The sequence below is a fragment of the Streptomyces sp. NPDC006512 genome, from assembly GCF_040611935.1.
Taxonomy (GTDB): domain Bacteria; phylum Actinomycetota; class Actinomycetes; order Streptomycetales; family Streptomycetaceae; genus Streptomyces.
In genome coordinates this window covers 169008-187371 of the sequence record NZ_JBEXPG010000001.1, presented here as the reverse complement: position 1 = coordinate 187371, position 18364 = coordinate 169008, and the positions used below count along the sequence as shown (strand labels likewise).

Sequence of the window (18364 nt, the reverse complement as noted above, 5' to 3'; positions counted from 1 at the left end):
GGGATCAGGCCCCGAGCTCCTCTCCGGCCAGGGTCAGGGCGGTGTTCACCAGGCCGATGTGGCTGAACGCCTGGGGGAAGTTGCCGAGCTGACGGCCGGCGGCGGGGTCGTACTCCTCGGCCAGCAGGCCCACGTCGTTGCGCACGGCCAGGAGCCGCTCGAACAGTTCCCGGGCCTCCTTGCCGCGGCCCGTCATGTGCAGGGCGTCCACCAGCCAGAACGAGCAGGCCAGGAAGGCCCCTTCGTCCCCGGGCAGCCCGTCGACGGAGGGTCCCTCCGTGCTGTAGCGGCGGACCAGGCCGTTCCTGCCCAGCTCCGCCCGGACGGCGTCGACGGTGCCGATCACGCGCGGGTCGTCGGGCGGCAGGAAGCCCACCCGGGGGATGAGCAGGGTCGCCGCGTCGAGCTCGCGCGAGCCGTAGTACTGGGTGAAGGTGCCCCGTTCGGCGTCGTATCCGTGCTCGCAGACGTCGGCGTGGACCTCGTCCCTTATGGCCCGCCAGCGTTCCAGGTCGCCGGGGATCCCGGGGTCGCGTTCGATGGTGCGCACGGCCCGGTCGGCGGCGACCCACGCCATCACCTTGGAGTGCACGAAGTGGCGGCGGGGGCCGCGCACTTCCCAGAGCCCCTCGTCGGGCCGGTTCCAGTTCTTCTCCAGGAAGTCGAGGAGGGCGAGCTGGATCTGCCAGGCGTGCCGCTCCGCCGGGAGTCCGGAGGACCGGCCGAGGTACAGGGAGTCGATGACCTCTCCGTACACGTCGAGCTGGAGCTGGTCCACGGCGGCGTTCCCGACGCGCACGGGCGCCGAGGAGGCGTACCCGCGCAGCCAGGGCAGGTCGGTCTCGGGGATGCGGCGCTCGCCGGCGATCCCGTACATGATCTGGAGGTCGGCCGGGTCGCCGGCGGCCGCGCGCAGCAGCCAGGCCCGCCAGGCCCGGGCCTCGTCGAGGAATCCGGTGGCCAGGAGGGCGCCGAGGGTGAGGGTGGAGTCGCGCAGCCAGCAGTAGCGGTAGTCCCAGTTGCGGACTCCGCCGAGTTCCTCCGGGAGCGAGGTGGTCGCGGCGGCGACGATGCCGCCGGTCGGCGCGTACGTCAGGCCCTTGAGGGTGATCAGGGAGCGGGTGACGGCTTCGCGGTAGGGGCCCTCGTAGCGGCACTGGCCGGTCCACGCCCGCCAGTCGGCGAGGCTCTGTTCCAGTGCCGCGTACGGGTCCACGGGCTCGGGGCGCGGCTCGTGCGAGGGGTGCCAGGTCAGCACGAAGGCGACCTTGTCCCCCTCGCCGACGGTGAACTCCGAGCAGGTGCTGTTCGCCTCGCCCCAGGTCCGCACGGGGGGCTCGCTGCGGAACCAGGCCGAGTCGGGTCCGGCGACGGCGACCCGGTCGCCCTGGCTGCGCCGGACCCAGGGGACGACGTGGCCGTAGTCGAAGCGCAGGCGCAGGGTGCTGTGGACGGTGACCCGGCCGGACACTCCCTCGACGATGCGCACGACGTCGGGCGCGGTGTCGCGCTGCGGCATGAAGTCGACGACCTTGACCGTGCCGTCCGGGGTTTCCCAGAAGGACTCCAGGACGAGGGAGTCCTGGGCGTAGGCACGGCGCGTGCACCGTTCCCCGTCGGCGGCGCCGGCCGGGGCGATGCGCCAGTGGCCGTTCTCCTCGTCACCGAGGAGGGCGGCGAAGCAGGCGGCCGAGTCGAAGCGCGGCAGGCACAGCCAGTCGATGGACCCGTCGCGGCCGACCAGTGCGCTGGTCATGAGGTCGCCGATGAGTGCGTAGTCTTCGATCGCCTGTGTGGGGTGGTTCATTCATCCGCTGTTCCCCCAAACCCCCGGTGTCAATCGGCCCGTCCGGTCAGTTCCGGACGAGGAGCGTCACGGCCGCGAGGACCACGCCGAGGGCGAGGGCGGCCGCGCCGGTCTTGAGCGTGTGGGCACGCAGGGCGGTGACGGGCAGCGCGCGGTCGACGGCGAGACGGCCGGGGCCGGTGAGGGTGAGTGCGGCGGCGGCCACGGCCAGGAGCAGCTCGTACTCCATGCCCTTGGGGGCGAAGAAGGAGCCGGTGCCGTGGACGGCGATGGCGTTGATCATCGTGCCGGTGACGGCCGCTCCGGCGAGCGGGGTGAGCAGGCCGGCCGCGAGGCCGAGGCCGCCGAGGGTTTCGGTGAGGCCGGCGACGACGGCCATGGCGTCGCCCGCCGGGTAGCCGCTGGCGGTGAAGAACTGGCCGGTGCCGCTGATGCCGCCGCCGCCGAACCAGCCGAAGAGCTTCTGGGTGCCGTGGGCGGCGATGGTCAGGCCGAGGACGAGGCGCAGGAGCAGGAGTCCGGCGTCGTAGGGCGCGGTGGTGGCCGCGGGGAGGGCGGCGGCCTGGTGAACGGCCGGGGCCGGGGCCTTCGTCGAGGTGGCGGAGGCGCTGGTCATGGGGGGATTCCTTCCGGTCGGGCCGGCTCGGCAGGAGTAGTTCAAATTCGAACCGGCAGCCCCGACCCTAGCCACTGATTCAAATTGGAACAACCTGTGTAGGCTGGGCCCATGGCTGAGACGAGATGGCTGGACGACCGCGAGATGCGGGCCTGGAACGGCTTCCTGGCCGCGTCCGCCCTGGTGAACCGGCGGCTCGACCAGCAGCTCAAGGACGACTCCGGACTGTCCCACCCGCAGTACGAGATCCTCGTCCGCCTCGCCGCGGCGCCCGGCCGCGAGCTGCGGATGACGGAACTCGCCAACGGGCTGATCAACTCCAAGAGCGGGCTGACCTACCAGGTCACCCAGATGGAGAAGGCCGGACTGGTCCGGCGCCGCAGCTGCCCCTCCGACGTGCGCGGGGTCTTCGCCGTCCTCACCGACGCCGGTCAGGCCAGGCTGGAGGAGGCGGCGCCCGGGCACGTGACCACCGTCCGGGAGATCCTCGTCGACGTCCTCACCCCCGAGCAGCTCGACGCGCTCTCGGCCGGTCTGGGGGAAGTCAGCCGCCGGTTGCGGGAACAGGGCGCCTGACGGGGTACAAGGGTCCCATGGACGGAAAAGTCTGGCTGGTCATCGCGGCGATCCTCGCGGTCGCGCTGGCGGTCGCGGCCGCCGTGCTGCTGGTACGGGTGTTCAAGGCCCGCAAGCTGCTGCTCGACGCCGGGATCCCGCTGCGCGACAAGGCGCTGTTCTGGGTCGCCGTCGTCTACACCGTCTCGCCGGTGGACCTGATCCCCGACCCGGTGTACCTCGACGACGTGGGCGTCCTGCTGCTCGCCCTGCGCTCCCTGCACGCGGCGGCCGTCTCCGCCGGGAAGCCCGCCGACCGGACCGTCTGACGGCACCGGGGCCGTACGGCCCGTGCCGTACGGGGACGCCGCCGGGGGTACCGGATCCGGGATGCGAAGACTCCCACCGGGGCCTGGTAGGTGGGCCCCGGTGGGAGGTACGGGTGCGCCCGCGGGCGGTGGCGCTCAGGGCGCGGGCGGGCTCGCGGGCATGGAGCCGGGGCCGTGGCCGCCGCCGGCATGGCCGCCGGCCGCGTGGCCCGCGTCCCCGGGGGTCGCGGAGGGACCACCCGGGAGGCCCCCCGGGTGGTCCTCCGGCTGCCCGGCGGCGGCGTGCGAGGCACCGTTCGCGACCGTTCCGCCGAGGCGTTCGCGCAGGGGCGCCAGGGCCTCCGCGCTGGCGGCGGTGACGACCCAGCGGTTGCCGACGAGGTAGGTGCCCCCGTACATCGAGGACTCCGTGAGCCAGGCGCGCTGGCCCTGGTCGGCGCTGAAGGTGGTCATCCGGTAGGCGTCCCGCCCCTGCCCGCAGGCCGCCTCCTTGAGTTCCTCCGCGTCGACGGTGATCTCGGGCGTGCAGCCGAGGACCGCGGCGATCTCCTGGAGGGTCGCGGGGCGGGCGGTGGACACCGGCCCCAGGTCGCCGGCAGCGCCCTGGCGGGCGCTCCCGGCGTCGTCGGGCGCCTTCTCGTGCTGTCCGGCGCATCCGCCGCACAGCAGGGAGGCGAGCAGGACGACGGCACACGGCAGGAGGTGGCGGGCGGTGATGCGGGGCGAGTCGGACACGTCTGCCTCACTGGGTTCCGGCGCGGGCTGATGGAGGTCGGTGGACACCCCCGGCGGGGGCTACTGGGGCGCCGCGACCTTCTTGCCGGCGTCGTTGACCGCGAACCAGAGGTTCTGCTTGCCGTGTCCGTTCGTCTGCCCGGGCGCGGTGTCACCGGTGAACGTGTAGACGGGCCAACAGTCGATCGTCAATTGCATGCTGCCGTCCGGGCGTTTCACCGATCCGATCCATTCCTGGGGAATTCCCTTCACCTTCGTCTTGTCCACCACCGGGGCGGGCTTCCAGGTGTCGAGGCAGGCTCCGACGCAGCCGATCTTCATCGGCCAGGCACTGTCCTTGTCGAACCGGTAGAGCGTGTTTCCCTTTCCGTCCACGAGAATCTTTCCGAGCTTTTCATTGGCTTCCACGGCGAGCCCGGCGGCTCCGGCTTTCGCCTCGTCCGCCGCGCCGCCGCCGTACTCGTCCGCCCCCGGCTTCGCGGCTTCTTCCTTCGCCGCGTCCTCCTTGGCGCCTTCCTCCTTCGCTCCGCCGCCCTTCGCCCCGCCCTTGGCGTCGACGGCCTTCTTCCCGTCCGGCGCGAGCGCGTGCCAGGTACCGCCGACCCCTTCGCCCTTCGCCTCGCCCGGCTTGGTGTCCTTGGCGTAGCGGTAGACGGGCCAGCCCGCGAGGGTCAGCTGGCGGCTGCCGTCGGTGCGGACCACCTCGCCGAGGAGGCCGGCCTCGATGCCCGCGGAGGCCGTGGCGTCGTCCGCCGGGACCGGCGGCCAGGTCGTGGCGCAGCCTCCGTCGCAGTTGGACTTGGCGGGGTCGGGCGTGTCCTTGTCGAAGCGGTAGAGGGTGGCGCCGGCGCTGTCGGTGACCACGCTGCCGACCTCGGCGATGTCCCGGACCGCCAGCTTCCCGGCGGCGCCCGCCTTCTCCGCGGCGGAGCCCCCGGGGGCGGAACCGGAACCCGAGCCGGCCGCGGCATCCGATCCGTATCCGCCCGACCCGTATCCCGAGTCGCTCCCGATGGCCTTTCCGTCTCCGACCGGCTGTACGGAATTCACATTTCCGGCGGCGTTCGTACCGCCTCCGCAGCCAGCCGCGAACATCAGTACCGCGGCCACCGATCCGACAGATATCGCACGACGCTTGCTGTTCACGATCACTCCTTCGGTTTCTGCCCGGCGCTCTTGCGTCCTCGGTCATTCATAAGGCCTGCGGGGTCCGTCGAATTCGAATGGCCAGGAATTTGTCAGATCGCGCTAACGCCTGAACTCGGTTTCCCGGGGCCGTTCACAGCGGGCTCATTCCTGGATGCGCAGGGCGAGGGCCGGGCAGCGGCGTACGGCGCGCAGCGCCTTGGGCCGCAGCCGCCCGGGGACGGGCATGACGGCCTGCGCCGGGTACCCGTCGGCGTCCAGGCGCACGACCTCGGGCAGCAGGTCCACGCACAGGCCGTGCCCCTTGCACAGCGTCCAGTCCACGACGAGGCGTTCGGGGTTCTCGTCCGCGGGCAGGGGCAGGGCGCCCAGGACGCGCCGGCCGCAGCCGCTGCCGAGGGCGTGGTCGCGCAGTTCGTCGGGGAACGTGGCGAGCGCGGAGGCGACGAAGGAGGAGGTGCCGTCGGGGTGACTGCACGCGCCGCGGCCGCGTACGGCGCGCATGCGGGCCTCCACCGCTTCCAGGGCGCCCCTCCCGCCGCCGCCCACGAGGTTCTCCACCGCGTCGGCGAGGGAGGGCAGACCTCGCACGCAGGGCCCGCACTGACCCGCGGATTCGTCCGCCATCCAGCGGGTCACCCGGGCCACCTCGCCCGCAGGACAGGTGTCCTCGGGCAGCGGGAGGACCGCTCCGGCCCCCAGTACGGCGTCGTACGCGGCCAGGGACTGGCGGGACAGCGCCGCCGAACGGGCCGCCGCCGGCGGCAGCCACCGCCCGTGGTAGCCGCCCACGAGGACTCCCTGACCGGGATCCGACCCGCACAGTTCCAGTACGTAGGCGAGGGACGTCCCGGTCGGCACCTCGACGGCGGTGGCGCCGCCGACGGTGAGCATGAGGGTGCCCGGTTCGGCGGGGAGGCCGACTTCGCAGTAGGCGTCGGCGCCGAGGCGGGCGGCGACGGCGAGCTGGGCGTAGGTCTCCGTGTTGGAGAGCAGGGTGGGCAGGCCGCCGAGGCCCCGGTCACTGGTGCGCACCTTCCGCCCGGACGGGAGGGCGGGGCCGCCTTCGATGCCGTTGATGAGGGAGGTCCCCTCGCCCGTCACGAAGCGTTCGGGGAGGCGGGCGACGCGGACCCGGCTGCCGACCGGGCCGCGTTCGGCGACGGCGGCGCGCACCGACTGTTCGACATCCTCCCGGGTGACGCCGACGACCACGTCCTCCGCGCCGAGGGCGGCCGCCGCCAGCAGGGCCCCGTCGAGCACCAGGTGCGGTACGTGCAGCAGCAGGGCGGTGTCCTTCAGACAACTGGGCTCTCCCTCGCTGCCGTTGACGACGACCGCGGTACGGCCTTCGCGGCCGGCGGCGGTCCGGGTGACGGCCCGGACTTTGCGGGCGAAGGGGAAGCCCGCTCCGCCGCGGCCCCGCAGGTCGATGCGTTCGGCCAGTTCGATGAGCTGGTCGGGGCTGTACGGGGGCAGCGGGCCGTGGACGCTCAGGTGGGCCTCGCGGTCGAGGCGGGTGGCGGTGTCGAGTCCGGCCAGCAGGCGGGGCTGTCCGACGCAGCCGAGGGCCGGCCGCGTGACGCCGCTCATGCGCGCCCCCGCCCGCCGTCGAACGGGGCGCCGGGGCGGCCGTCGGCGGTGGTGGCGCCGCCGGGTACGAACATCATGGCGTAGGGGGCCCCTTCGGGCCCGGAGGGCGGGGCGGCCCGGGCCGCCACCACGGGGCCGACGGCCCCCGTCGGTATGAGCAGGGTGTCGGCGAGCGGGTCCGCGCCCTGGGAGAGGATGCCGGGCAGCGGGACGACCGGGGGCACGGCGAACTGCTCCCGGCCGACGGGCTGTCCGGCGAACGAGGGAGGTACGCCGGGCGGGGCGGCGGGCGGCTGCGCGAACCCGGAGGGCGCGAATCCCTGCTGGCCGAAGGCGGACTGGCCGAAGTCCGGCTGTCCGAGCCCGGACTGGCCGAAGTCGGGCTGCGCGAGTGCGGACTGGCCGAACGCGTTCTGGACGAAGGCGGGCTGCGCGAACGCCGCTTGGGCGAAAGCCGGTTGGGCGAGCGGGACCTGCGGGAAGGCGGACTGTCCGGCGGGGGCCTCGGCGTACGCGGGCTGCGCGAAGGGCATCTGGCTCGTGGCGGCCTCGGCGAACGCGGCCTGCACCGCCTCCGGTTCGGCGGCGGGGGCGGCGGAGCGGCGGTCCAGCTGCCGCGCGAGGCGGGCCGTGAGCCGTTCCCCGGACTGTTCGGCGGGCTGGCGTACGAAGGGCTTCGGGTTACGCGGCGGCGCCTGCCCGGGGGCCTGGGGAGCGGAGGGCTGCGCGACGGCCGGGCGGGCCGGGGCCGCGCGCAGCCGGGCCCGCATCCGCAGGAAGAGCACGCCCGCCACGCCGGCCAGGCACAGCCCGTAGGCCACGGTGACCCACATGCTGGCCGGGCGTCCGGCCTTCAGTCCGTGCACCAGCGAGGCGCCCCAGGCCGGGTACGCGCCCATGTGCAGGGCCCGCCACCACATGGACCGGCCCTTGGTGGCGAAGGCGCTGCGGACGGCGCCGGAGACCGCGACGGAGACGAAGAGGTATCCGGCGAGGGTGCCCAGTCCGATGAGCACGGGCTGTTCCCGGTCCGTGAACGGCACGAACGCGGCGGTGGCTTCGGTCTGCGCCTCGGCGATCTTGACCCAGACGTGCAGGGCGAGGAAGCCGAGCCCCGAGACGGCGAGGCCGCGGTGGGCCCCCTGGGCGAGGATCCGGTGACCGGAGGTCAGCAACGTACGGTCCGTGGCCGCGAGGCCCCACAGGACGGCGGAGGTGAGCGACACGAGGGAGAGGACGCCGGCGCCGTAGTCGAGGAAGTCGAACAGGCGCGTCAGCGCGCCCGCCCTGGCCGCGACGGCCAGGGCGAGCAGGGCGGCGAGGGCCGCGGCGCAGAGGGCCGCGGGATGCGGTCCTCCGCCGGCGGACAACAGGGGCGGGCGCCGGAAGGCCCTTCGGCCACCGGCCTCCGCGGGGGCCGCACCGGCATGCCGTCTGGTGCGTCGGGCCCGGTGAGAGCGTGGCATACGGGTCTGGGACAGGGGCATCGGGTTCTCCCATACGCCCGGGCCCGAGCACTCCACCTCGCACTCGGCGCCCGGGGGTAGTCGTCGGAACTGCTCCGCGGCGGGCGGGAGATGGATGCCTCGCCGGCCGGGAGCGGGGGCCGGAGTGCAGAAGCATCGTGGAGGTTCGCAATCCCTCCACAGTATTTATCTAATCGTGACAACTTCTGGCGGCCACGGCATCATCAGCTCGAACACCCCCGGAAGATTCCCTTCCAACGGTGCGGTGGCCGACCGGGCTCACGTCTTGTCGGCTGCCACACCTCCCCGTCGGCAAAATCGAGGCAAAGCTGCGGGACTGCAAGTGGATGGCACGCTCGTGGAGGGAGTAGAGGTGCTGGACTCCCCCGTCGGCACTGGCGCCGGCGGGTGAGGGAGGCAGCTTCTACGAGGCTGGTCACCCCTCCACGGGACAGGCCGTACCCCGGCATGAACGAGGTAACAAATGTGCGAACTTCTGAACCGCATCTGGTCCCGCCCCCGCGGCGAATGGACCCGCGTCCTGCGAAGGGAACTGCCCGCGCTGGCCGCTGGGATAGTGGAGGAGCTCCGGGACGGAATCCCGGGATTCGCCGAACTGGTCGAGGAAGTCGGTGAGGACGTGGTCAGACAGCAGGTCGAGGCGGGCCTGCTCACCACCCTCGGGTACCGCGAGTCCACGGCGCCGCAGAAGGAACGACAGAAGGAAGGGGAGGGATGCCGCGACCCCGAGCCGCAACACGCCGCGGCCTCCGACTGCGACCCACCCGTCCACGACCGCTCCGGCGCCGAAGAGGGTGTGGACCGCGGCCCGGACCGCGACACCGAACAGGGCGCCGCCGCGGAGGAGTCGGGAGCGCCGCACCGGCGCGTCCGGCCGGCCTCCCTGACCGTCGTCCCCACGAGCGGGCCCGGCCCGGCTCCCGAACGTGCCCGGCGAGAGCTCTTCACCGCTCTTACGGGTGACATGTCCATGTCTGACCCGGCTTTGGCCGAACTCGCCGCGGCGGCCAACTGGCCCCTCCCCACCGCGGTCCGGGCCATCGCCATGACCACCATCGGGGAAACCCAGCAGCTGGCCGCCGCCCTGGACGACGGCCTCGCCGGGCTGGCGGGCGCCCAGCCCTGCCTGCTCGTCCCCAGCCCCGACCCCGAGGCGCGCACCCCGCTGGAGGCCGTGCTGCGCGGCCGGTACGCCGCCGTCGGCCATCCCGTCGCGGCACGGGACACCGCGTCCTCGCTGCGCTGGGCGCTGCGGCTCCTCACCCTCACCCCCGCCCGTGCCGGCATGGAGGCGCGGGCGGTCTTCGTGGACGACCACCTGTCGACCCTGCTGCTGCTCCAGGACGAGCCACTGGCCCACGCGCTGGCCGCCCGCTGGCTGCGGCCCCTCGCCAACCTGACCCCCCGCCAGAGCGAGCGCCTCGAAGTGACCCTCCTCGCCTGGCTGGAGGGCGGCGGCGCCCCCGAGGCCGCCAAGGCGCTGAGCGTGCACCCCCAGACGGTCCGCTACCGCATGCGTCAGCTGGAGAAGCTGTTCGGCCCCGGGCTGCGCGACCCCCGTACCCGCTTCGAACTGGAACTCGCCCTGCGCAGCCGCCGCCTCATGGCCCAGGTCCGGCGCCAGCACTCCCGCGTCGGCCGCCGGGCCCGCGCCGTGGCCACCGACTTCGGAGCCGTCGGCGTGGGCCGCATGGCCCGCGTCAACGGCCTGTAACCCACCCCCCGCCACCGCTCCCCCTCACGTCCCCTCACCCTCCCCCCACAGACTTCCCGGCGCCCGGGCCCTCTCCCCCGAGAGGACCCGGGCGCCGCCACGTCCCGTCCCGGACCGGCGGGGCCCGGAACCCGCCCGGGCAGCGCCCCCGTCCGCCCGGCGGCCGCCCCCGAAGACCCCGGCCGCCACACCCGGCCCCACCGCGACCCGCCCCCCTCCGGCGCCGCCCGGCACCACAAAACCCGGCCCAGGCCCCGGACCCACCCCAAGCCCACTACCGGGAGCACAAGCCCCGGGGCCGAGGGCCCGGGGCCGAGGGCCAGAGCCCGGGGCCAGGGGTCGAGCCCGAGGGCCAGGGGCCGAGCCCGGGGCCGAGTACCAGGGCCACAAGGCCCGGAGGCCGAGGCCCAGTCCCGGAGGCCGGGGCCCAGTGCCGGGGGCCCGGGCCCGCGGCCCGGGGTAGCGCCCCGTGTAGCGGCGGGGGGTACCGGATGCCCCCTCCCCCACCCCCGCGCGGCAGCGCAAACGCGCGGTGCCGGCCCGAAGTCGGCTTCGGGCCGGCACCGCTCTCGAGGTGACGCGGGGGAGGGTGGCGTGCACCCCGAGGTCTCAGCGGCAGGTGCGCCCGCCGTTGATGCAGCGCACCGCTCCGGCCATCAGGCCGTCCGACATGACGTTGATGAAGTCGCCGTGGTCGGTCACCGGCTTGTGGAGCTGTTCGGGGAAGCTGTCCACGGCGATCTTCCCGCCGGGCGCCACCCCGTAGGTGATCCGCTGGACGAGCTGCGGGATGGCCTTGAAGCCGCGCGGGCAGGCGCCGTTCTTGTCCGCGAACGCCACGTGCGTGCGGTGGTTGGCGCTGTCGGTGTTGCGTCCGTCCCAGCAGTTCTGGAAGTTGAAGGTGCGCACGACGTCGCTGCCCTTGGGACAGACCGGGTACTTGTCCTTCAGCTGCCGGTTCTCGAACCCGGTGCAGCTCCAGGACGCGTTGGCGTTGGCGGTGCCGTTGGTGAACGCCTTGGCGTCGCCGGTGATGATCCGCAGGAAGCGCGGCATCGCCGTGACCTTGCCGACGGGGCTGCCCTTGAAGTCGATCGTCACCTGCTTCGGCTGGAGGATCGTGCCGACGTTCCCGTCCTGCCCGCCGCCGGGCGCGGCCGCGTCCCGTTCCTTCTTCCCGTCGCGCAGCCGCAGCACCGGCCAGTAGTAGGTGGACTGGTCGCCGTTGGTGCAGGTGGTCCCGGAGGCGGCGAGGCTGTTGTTGGTGGAGAAGGCGTCGGTGGTCTTGTTGCCGACGTAGTCGTGCATGTGGTGCGCGCCGTTGCTGACGCCCGGCGCGACGATGACGTTGTCCGGGTTGAAGTGGCCGTTCTCGTTGCGTCCGCACTGGACGGAGAAGGATCCCGTGGACGCGCCGCCACGGGCCGCGGGCTTGCGCACGTTGGGCTTCACCGAGCCGATGGCGACGAAGTCGCTGCGTGCCGGGCCTCCACCGCCGCCCTTGCCCGCCGCCGGTGCGGCCCCCGCGGCCTGGGCGTTCTTGACGTCCGCGGCGTCGGCGGCCGGGGCCTCCTGCATCGAGCAGGCGCTGAGCGGCTCCAGCCCCTGGGGGCGGGCGCCGTTCCGGCCGATCGCGTCGGAGAGCCGGCCGATGGTCTTGCCGCGCTGGTTCTTCAGGTCGCCGAGCAGGGCGTTGCCCTGGGCGCGGCCCGAGGAGAGCTTGCCGTAGGCGTCGGCGACCTGGGTGTCGAGCTGGGCGAGGTTCTCGTCGACCTCCTTGCGCGCCTGCTCGGGGACGTCGCGGAGCTTGTCCCCGACGTCGGGGCAGTCGATGGTGGCGGTCGTCCGCGCCCGGTCGTCCTGTCCTGCGGACGCGCGCTGGGCGAGGAGACCTACCCCGCCGCCGCCCATGATGAGGGCGGTCACCACGGCGAGGGCCTTGTGGGACGGCCGGAGGCGGCGTTTGTGGCCCTTTTTACTCATGCGATCACTTCACTTCGTCGGTCGGGAAACGGTGGAGGACGCCGGTGGTGCGTCCGCGAGGCCGTCGAAGTCGACCAGCCCGGTGTCCTCCAGGACCGTGATGTGGTCCAGGACGGTGGCGTTGGCATCGTTGGCCAGGGCGCGGACCATGGAGTTGCGGGTCTGCGCCCGCACCTGCGCCACGAGGGCGAAGACCTTGCCGTGGGCCCGGCGCAGCAGCTGGGCGAACAGCCGCTCGTACTGGGCGCCCTGGGCCTGCTCCAGTTGGTCGAGCCAGCCCTGCTGCTGGGCGCTGGGCTGGTCCGGCAGGTCGACTCCGAGGGCCCGGCCCACTTCCAGCACCCGGCGGTCCAGCTCGGTGTGGCCCTCGACGAGGTGCTGGCCGGCGGTCTTCACCGTGGGGCGGGTGGGGCGTTGCAGGGCCTGGTTGCCCGCGGGCAGCTCCCACAGTCCGGCGAGGCGGACCTTGCGGACGAAGTCCCGGTCCGCGGGGGTCAGCGGCCCGAAGGCCGTGCTCAGGGTTCCGGCGCCGTCGTCATCTCCGGCGGCCGTCGCGGCGACCGCGGACGTACCGCCGAACTTCTGCACGGGAATCAGCAACGCGATCAGGGTGAAGGCGAGGGCGCCGATGACGATGCCCGTCCCGATCACGTGCCTCGAAGCGAGCGACATGCTGCCGACGGACGACCGACGCAGTGACGGCACAGTACCTCCTTGCTCTGGGGGCCAGGAGAGCTGCGGGCCGTACCGGCGGCCACGACGGGCCGGCCGGACGTGTCCGCACTCCCGGGTGCCAAGGGACGCTAGCGCCGGTCGTGGTGACGGGGCCTCAAGGCAGTCACGATCGGATAGACATCCGGGCAAGCCCCCGAAAGGCTGGTACCGTGCCCCGGCCGTGACCGGTCCGCCGGCGGGGGCCTCCTCGGCCCTGCCCGCGGTCCGAGCCGCGCCCGCACCGCGCGTGCGCCCGCCCGCGCGGCCGGGCCGGAGCGCCCCTCCCGGCCGTCGGACTCGAGCCGGGCGCGCGCGCTCACCCGCCCCGGGCGCGACCGGAGCCGGGCCGTCGCGGCCGGGACGCGCCCGTACGGTGACGGCGCTGCGCCGGGGCCGCTGGGGGTACCGTCGGTCGTAGGGTGCGTGGGGACGGCCCAGGCAGGTGCGAGGCGAGGAGACCCGGTGCGTGACGCAGACTTCTTCCGGCGCTGGATGGACGCCGCCACCGCGGCGGTGGAACGTGAGGCGGACCGGCTGACGGAGCTCGACTCCCCCATCGGGGACGCCGACCACGGGAGCAATCTGCTGCGCGGCTTCGCGGCGGTACGGGCCGCCCTGGCCGGCGCCGATCCGGCGGCCCCGCCGGGCGCGCTGCTGCAGCTGGCGGGCCGAACCCTGATCTCCACGGTCGGCGGCGCCTCCGGACCGCTGTACGGGACGCTGCTGCGGCGCACCGGCAAGGAGCTCGGCGAGGGCGCCGAGGTCTCCGACGACGAGCTGCGCAAGGCCCTGTACGCGGGCGTGGGCGCGGTGGCGCAGCTGGGCGGTGCGGCGCCGGGCGACAAGACGATGCTGGACGCGCTGGTACCCGGGGTGGCAGCGCTCGGCACCTCGTACCGCGCCGCCGCGGACGCCGCGGAGAACGGCGCGCGGGCGACGGTGCCGATGCTGGCCCGCAAGGGCCGGGCCAGCTACCTCGGCGAACGCAGCATCGGGCACCAGGATCCGGGGGCCACCTCGTCCGCCTTGCTGCTGGGCGCGCTGGCCGACACCGCGGAGGCCGCCGCGTGAGCGCCGGGCCGCTGGTCGGGATCGTGCTGGTCTCGCACAGCGCACAGGTCGCGGAGTCGGTGGCGGAGCTCGCACGGGGGCTGGCGGGCGGCGGCACGGTGGCTCCGGTGGCCCCGGCGGGCGGTACGCCCGACGGTGGGCTGGGCACGAGCGCGGACCTCATCCTGGCGGCCGCCGCAGCGGCGGACCGGGGTGCCGGGGTCGCGCTGCTGGCCGATCTGGGCAGTTCGGTGCTGACGGTGAAGGCGCTGCTGGAGGACGGGGAACTGCCGCCCGGGTCCCGGCTGGTGGACGCGCCGTTCGTGGAAGGGGCGGTGGCGGCGGTGGTCGCCGCGTCGGCCGGGGCGGACCTGGAGGCGGTCGTGGCCGTCGCCGGGGAGGCGTACGCGTACCGCAAGGCCTGACCCGGCACGGGCCGGCCGGTGGTACGGGCCGGCCCGTGTCAGGACCCGCTGCGTCAGCGGCCGCGCAGGGTCTCGATCTCCCGGCGGTCGCGCTTCGTCGGCCGGCCCGTCCCCCGGTCACGGATGCCGACCACGGCGGCCTCGACGGGAGTGGGCGGCGGCGGGCTGTTGTCGATGAAGCACTCGGCGGCGACCGGTGCGCCCACCCGCTTCGTCACGGGCCGCCGCACCACCACGACGCGTTCCCGGCCGGCGTGGAAGAGCCGTACCTCGTCGCCCGCGCGGACCGGCTGCGCGGGCTTCGCGCGCTCGCCGTTGACCTTCACGTGACCCGCCCGGCAGGCGGTCGCCGCGACGGAACGGGTTTTCGTCAGGCGGACCGACCAGATCCAGGCGTCCACCCGGGCACTCCCCGCTTCCGCCGGACCCGCGGGGGCCGTCGCCGTCGTCGTCGGCTTCTGCGTGTTTTCGTCAGCCATGCCCCGACTTTATCGAGCGGCCCGGCCGATGACGGAATGGGTTTTGGCAGATAACACAACGTGTACCGCATCTGCGATGGAGATCGCCCCAAACGAATTGCAAATGCCGGAGTGATGCCCCTACCTTGTCGCTCATGCAGTCCTACACGATCGGACAGGCGGCGCGCCTGCTGGGCGTCAGCCCGGACACGGCACGCCGTTGGGCCGACGCCGGCCGGGTCGCGACCCATCGCGACGAGGGCGGCCGTCGCCTGATCAACGGCCGTGATCTGGCCGCCTTCTCCGTGGAGGTGGGCCAGGGCGCGCACATCGAGGACGGAGAGTCCTACACCTCGGTGCGCAACTCCTTCCCCGGCATCGTCACGGCGGTCAAGCTCGGCGACGTGTCCGCCCAGGTCGAGATCCAGGCGGGTCCCCACCGCCTGGTCTCCCTGCTGACCCGCGAGGCCGTCGAGGAACTGGGGCTGGAAGTCGGCATGCGGGCCACCGCCCGCGTGAAGTCCACCAGCGTGCACGTCGACCGCGCCTGATCCCGCACGGCCCGTCCGCGCTCCGCGCCCCTCCTCCGCTCCGCCCTTCCCCGTTCCTCTCCGCTCTCCCCCTCACCTCACCACCCGCTCCGCCCGTCACCGGCGCGGGTCACCACCACGCGGCCCGGCACCCGGCCGGCCGCCGACCCGACCGAGGAGCACCAGCCGTGTCCCCGATGCTCACCCGCCGTACCGCCGCCGCCGCGCTCACCGCGGCCCTGCTCGTGCCCCTGTCGGCCTGCGGCAGCGGCGACGACAAGAAGTCCGGCACCGGCGCCTCCGCGTCCGCCTCCGCCCCGGCCGAGGCCAAGGGCGCGAACCTGACGGTCCTCGCCGCGTCCTCCCTGACCGACGTCTTCAAGACCGCGAAGGAGGCCTACGAGAAGTCCCACCCGGGCACGAAGGTCACCATCTCCTTCGCCGGCTCGCAGGAGCTCGCCGCCCAGGTCAAGCAGGGCGCCCCGGCGGACGCGCTGGTGACCGCCGACACCAAGACCATGGACGGCCTGAAGGCCGAGACCAACGACGCCTCGATCATCGCGAAGAACCGTCTCGTCATCGCGGCGGGCAAGGGCAACCCCTTCAAGATCGACGACCTGAAGGACCTGGCCGACTCCAAGATCAAGGTCGTCCTCGCGGCGCCCGAGGTCCCCGTCGGCCGTTACAGCAAGCAGATCCTCGACGCCCAGAAGATCGAGGTGAAGCCGGTCTCCCAGGAGCCCAACGTCCGCGCCGTCCTGAGCAAGGTCGAGCTCGGCGAGGCCGACGCCGGCCTCGTCTACAAGACCGACTCCGCCAAGTCCGGCGACAAGGTCGTCACGGTCGACATCCCGGACGACCAGAACGCCGTCGCCTCCTACCCGGCCGCGACGCTCAAGCAGTCCAAGAACGCCGAGGCCGCGGCCACGTTCGTGACCTGGCTGAGCAGCCCCGAGGCGCAGAAGATCCTCCAGGACGCGGGCTTCCAGAAGCCGTAACCCGCACACCGCACGACGCCGAGGGGGCTGCCCGGTCCGGGGGGACGGGCAGTCCCCTCGACGCGTGCCCCCTCCGCACCCGCCTCCTCGACACCCGCCTCCTCGACACGTGCCCCCGCGGCGCGTGTCCCCGCCGCCCGCGCTCCGTAGGCTTCGTCCCCGGCGCCTCCCGGTGCCGGTCCCGGTCCCAGCAGCTCCAGCCAGGAACCCCCATGAGCAGACTCCGTACCCGCACCCGGCCCCCCTTGACGCTGGCGCTTCCCGCGCTGCTCGCCGTCGCGTTCCTGCTGCTGCCCCTCGTCGGCATCCTCACCCGCACCCAGTGGAGCGAACTCGGCACCCACCTCACCAGCCCCGGCGTGGTCGAGGCCCTGAAGCTCTCGCTGCTGGTGTCCCTGTGGGCGCTCGGCCTGTCGCTGCTCCTCGGAGTGCCGCTGGCCTGGCTGCTGGCCCGCGTCGAGTTCAGGGGCAAGGCCCTCGTGCGCTCCCTGGTCCTGCTGCCGATGGTGCTGCCCCCGACCGTCGGCGGTGTGGCCCTGCTGCTGGGCTTCGGACGGCGCGGGCTGCTCGGGCCCTGGCTGGAGGAGACCTTCGGCATCACGCTGCCCTTCCACACCTCCGGCGCCGTCGTGGCGGCCACGTTCGTCGCGATGCCCTTCCTGGTCATCAGCCTGGAGGGCGCGCTCGGCGGGCTCAAGCAGAGCTACGAGGAGACCGCGGCCTCCCTCGGCGCCTCTCCGGTACGGGTGTTCTTCACCGTGACCCTGCCCATGGTCGCCCCGGGGCTGATCGCCGGCGCGGCCCTCACCTGGGCCCGCGCGCTCGGCGAGTTCGGCGCCACCATCACCTTCGCCGGGAACCTGCCGGGCACCACGCAGACCCTCCCCCTCCAGGTCTACCTGCTGCTCCAGGACGAGCCGGAGGCCGCCACCTCGGTGTCCCTGCTGCTGCTCGCCATCGCCATGGGCGTACTGATCGCCCTGCGCGGCCGCTGGACCGGTACCCCCGTCGCCCGTACCGCGGCCGAGGCCCCGCCCGTGGCCGAGGAGCCCGCGGCGGGGACCCCCGAGGTCCCCGGCGTCCCGCCGGCGCCGGCCGGGGCCACCGGGTCCGAGGGGGAACGCTGGCCCCTGCACGCCGAGGTGACCGGCTTCAACCGGCTGACCCTCGACGCCGAACCCGGCACCACCATCGCCGTCGTCGGCGAGAACGGCGCCGGCAAGACCACCCTGCTGCGCGCCCTGCTCGGCCTCACCCCCCGCGCCCACGCCGAACTCCGCCTGGGCGACACGGACGTGACCGCCCTGCCCCCGCACAAGCGGCAGGTGGCCTGGGTGCCCCAGGACGGGGCCCTGTTCCCGCACCTCACCGCCCTCGCGAACACGGCGTACGGACTCCGCGCGCGCGGAGTCGAGCGGAAGGCCGCCCGCCACGAGGCCCGGGCGTGGCTGGAGCGGCTCGGGGTCGGCCACCTCGCCCACCGCAAGCCGTCCCAGCTGTCCGGGGGACAGGCCCAACGCGTGGCACTCGCCCGGGCGTTGGCCGCCCGCCCCCGCCTGCTCCTGCTCGACGAGCCCCTCGCCGCCCTCGACCAGACGACCCGGGCCCGCGTCCGGCACACCCTGCGCACGCACCTGGCCGGCTTCGGCGGCGTCTGCCTGATCGTCACGCACGACCCCGTCGAGGCGGTGTCGCTGGCCGACCGGGTCCTCGTACTCGCCGACGGCCGGACCCTCCAGGACGCCCCGCCGTCGGAGGTCACCCGGCATCCGCGGTCCCCGTGGGTGGCCCGGATGCTCGGCCGCAACGCCTGGCCGGGGACCGCGTCCGCCGAGGGCCTCGCCCTCGCGGGCGGCGGCCGGCTGGTGGTGGCGGAGGCACTGCCCGAGGGGGCCGAGGCGCTGGCGATCATCGCCCCGGAGGCGGTGTCCCTGTACCGGGACCGCCCGGGCGGCAGCCCCCGCAACATCTGGCCCGGCACGGTCCGGGAGATCACCGCCGTCGGAAGCCGGCTGCGCGTGCTGATCGCCTCGGCCGAAGCACCCGACCTGGTCGCGGAGATCACCCCGGAGGCCGCCGCCGAACTGGGCGTGACCGACGGCGCGGCGGTCTGGACGAGCGTGAAGGCCACCGAGGTCACGCTCGTACGGCTCTAGGCCTTGCCGTCGAACTCCTCGGAAGGGCCCGCACCCGGGGGGGTATCCCCCTCTCGATCTTGGCGGTA

At 73.9% G+C, this 18364-nt stretch carries 17 protein-coding genes; 8 read left to right on the top strand and 9 right to left on the bottom strand.

Annotated elements, in window-relative coordinates; all coding sequences use genetic code 11:
- Positions 1-4: 4 nt before the first annotated feature.
- Positions 5-1807 carry a glycoside hydrolase family 15 protein gene (locus ABZZ17_RS00865; RefSeq protein ID WP_356870528.1) on the bottom strand — a complete coding sequence of 601 codons (1803 nt, stop codon included), beginning with the start codon at positions 1805-1807 and terminating at the stop codon, positions 5-7.
- A gap of 46 nt (positions 1808-1853) precedes the next feature.
- Complete coding sequence (locus ABZZ17_RS00860) at positions 1854-2423, bottom strand: DoxX family protein (RefSeq protein WP_356870526.1); 570 nt, start codon at positions 2421-2423, stop codon at positions 1854-1856.
- 111 nt (positions 2424-2534) lie between these two features.
- Here ABZZ17_RS00860 and ABZZ17_RS00855 point away from each other — a divergent pair, with 111 nt between their 5' ends.
- Together ABZZ17_RS00855 and ABZZ17_RS00850 are read left to right on the top strand one after the other, a co-directional pair.
- Positions 2535-2999 carry a MarR family transcriptional regulator gene (locus tag ABZZ17_RS00855; RefSeq protein WP_356870524.1) on the top strand — a complete coding sequence of 155 codons (465 nt, stop codon included), beginning with the start codon at positions 2535-2537 and terminating at the stop codon, positions 2997-2999.
- Between the two features lie 17 nt (positions 3000-3016).
- Entirely contained in the window at positions 3017-3307 is a 291-nt protein-coding gene (locus ABZZ17_RS00850; protein ID WP_356870522.1) for a YkvA family protein, read from the top strand.
- Positions 3308-3442: 135 nt separating this feature from the next.
- Here the strand turns inward: ABZZ17_RS00850 and ABZZ17_RS00845 are convergent, their stop codons facing one another.
- The 4 genes from ABZZ17_RS00845 to ABZZ17_RS00830 form a co-directional block, all read right to left on the bottom strand.
- Complete coding sequence (locus tag ABZZ17_RS00845; protein WP_356870520.1) at positions 3443-4042, bottom strand: hypothetical protein; 600 nt, start codon at positions 4040-4042, stop codon at positions 3443-3445.
- Positions 4043-4102: 60 nt separating this feature from the next.
- The gene (locus ABZZ17_RS00840; protein ID WP_356870518.1) at positions 4103-5188 is read right to left on the bottom strand and encodes an SCO0930 family lipoprotein; all 1086 of its coding nucleotides are present in this window, start codon (positions 5186-5188) and stop codon (positions 4103-4105) included.
- Between the two features lie 144 nt (positions 5189-5332).
- On the bottom strand, positions 5333-6781 hold the full coding sequence (locus ABZZ17_RS00835; protein WP_356870516.1) for an NADH-ubiquinone oxidoreductase-F iron-sulfur binding region domain-containing protein: 1449 nt from the start codon (positions 6779-6781) through the stop codon (positions 5333-5335).
- Complete coding sequence (locus tag ABZZ17_RS00830) at positions 6778-8151, bottom strand: hypothetical protein (protein WP_356870514.1); 1374 nt, start codon at positions 8149-8151, stop codon at positions 6778-6780. The genes ABZZ17_RS00835 and ABZZ17_RS00830 overlap by 4 nt, the downstream gene beginning before the upstream one ends.
- A 580-nt stretch (positions 8152-8731) precedes the next feature.
- Here ABZZ17_RS00830 and ABZZ17_RS00825 point away from each other — a divergent pair.
- Entirely contained in the window at positions 8732-9982 is a 1251-nt protein-coding gene (locus ABZZ17_RS00825; protein ID WP_356870512.1) for a helix-turn-helix domain-containing protein, read from the top strand.
- A 609-nt stretch (positions 9983-10591) separates the two neighbouring features.
- On the opposite strand, the gene ABZZ17_RS00820 is transcribed toward ABZZ17_RS00825, so the two are convergent.
- Positions 10592-11965 (bottom strand): DUF1996 domain-containing protein, encoded by a 1374-nt coding sequence (locus ABZZ17_RS00820; RefSeq protein ID WP_356870510.1) that lies wholly within the window; start codon positions 11963-11965, stop codon positions 10592-10594.
- Between the two features lie 9 nt (positions 11966-11974).
- Entirely contained in the window at positions 11975-12670 is a 696-nt protein-coding gene (locus ABZZ17_RS00815) for a DUF4142 domain-containing protein (protein WP_356870508.1), read from the bottom strand.
- A 471-nt stretch (positions 12671-13141) separates the two neighbouring features.
- On the opposite strand from ABZZ17_RS00815, the gene dhaL reads away from it, so the two are divergent.
- Entirely contained in the window at positions 13142-13750 is a 609-nt protein-coding gene (gene dhaL / locus ABZZ17_RS00810; RefSeq protein ID WP_356870506.1) for a dihydroxyacetone kinase subunit DhaL, read from the top strand.
- Complete coding sequence (locus ABZZ17_RS00805; RefSeq protein ID WP_356870504.1) at positions 13747-14154, top strand: PTS fructose transporter subunit IIA; 408 nt, start codon at positions 13747-13749, stop codon at positions 14152-14154. The genes dhaL and ABZZ17_RS00805 overlap by 4 nt, the downstream gene beginning before the upstream one ends.
- A gap of 53 nt (positions 14155-14207) precedes the next feature.
- Here the strand turns inward: ABZZ17_RS00805 and ABZZ17_RS00800 are convergent, their stop codons facing one another.
- Positions 14208-14633 carry a S4 domain-containing protein gene (locus ABZZ17_RS00800; RefSeq protein WP_356870502.1) on the bottom strand — a complete coding sequence of 142 codons (426 nt, stop codon included), beginning with the start codon at positions 14631-14633 and terminating at the stop codon, positions 14208-14210.
- 134 nt (positions 14634-14767) lie between these two features.
- Here ABZZ17_RS00800 and ABZZ17_RS00795 point away from each other — a divergent pair, with 134 nt between their 5' ends.
- The 3 genes from ABZZ17_RS00795 to ABZZ17_RS00785 all read left to right on the top strand — a co-directional run bounded on the left by ABZZ17_RS00795 (position 14768) and on the right by ABZZ17_RS00785 (position 18296).
- Positions 14768-15163 carry a helix-turn-helix transcriptional regulator gene (locus ABZZ17_RS00795; RefSeq protein ID WP_356870500.1) on the top strand — a complete coding sequence of 132 codons (396 nt, stop codon included), beginning with the start codon at positions 14768-14770 and terminating at the stop codon, positions 15161-15163.
- A gap of 176 nt (positions 15164-15339) precedes the next feature.
- On the top strand, positions 15340-16140 hold the full coding sequence (gene modA / locus ABZZ17_RS00790; protein ID WP_356870709.1) for a molybdate ABC transporter substrate-binding protein: 801 nt from the start codon (positions 15340-15342) through the stop codon (positions 16138-16140).
- Between the two features lie 212 nt (positions 16141-16352).
- Entirely contained in the window at positions 16353-18296 is a 1944-nt protein-coding gene (locus ABZZ17_RS00785; RefSeq protein ID WP_356870498.1) for an ABC transporter permease, read from the top strand.
- Positions 18297-18364: the final 68 nt, after the last annotated feature.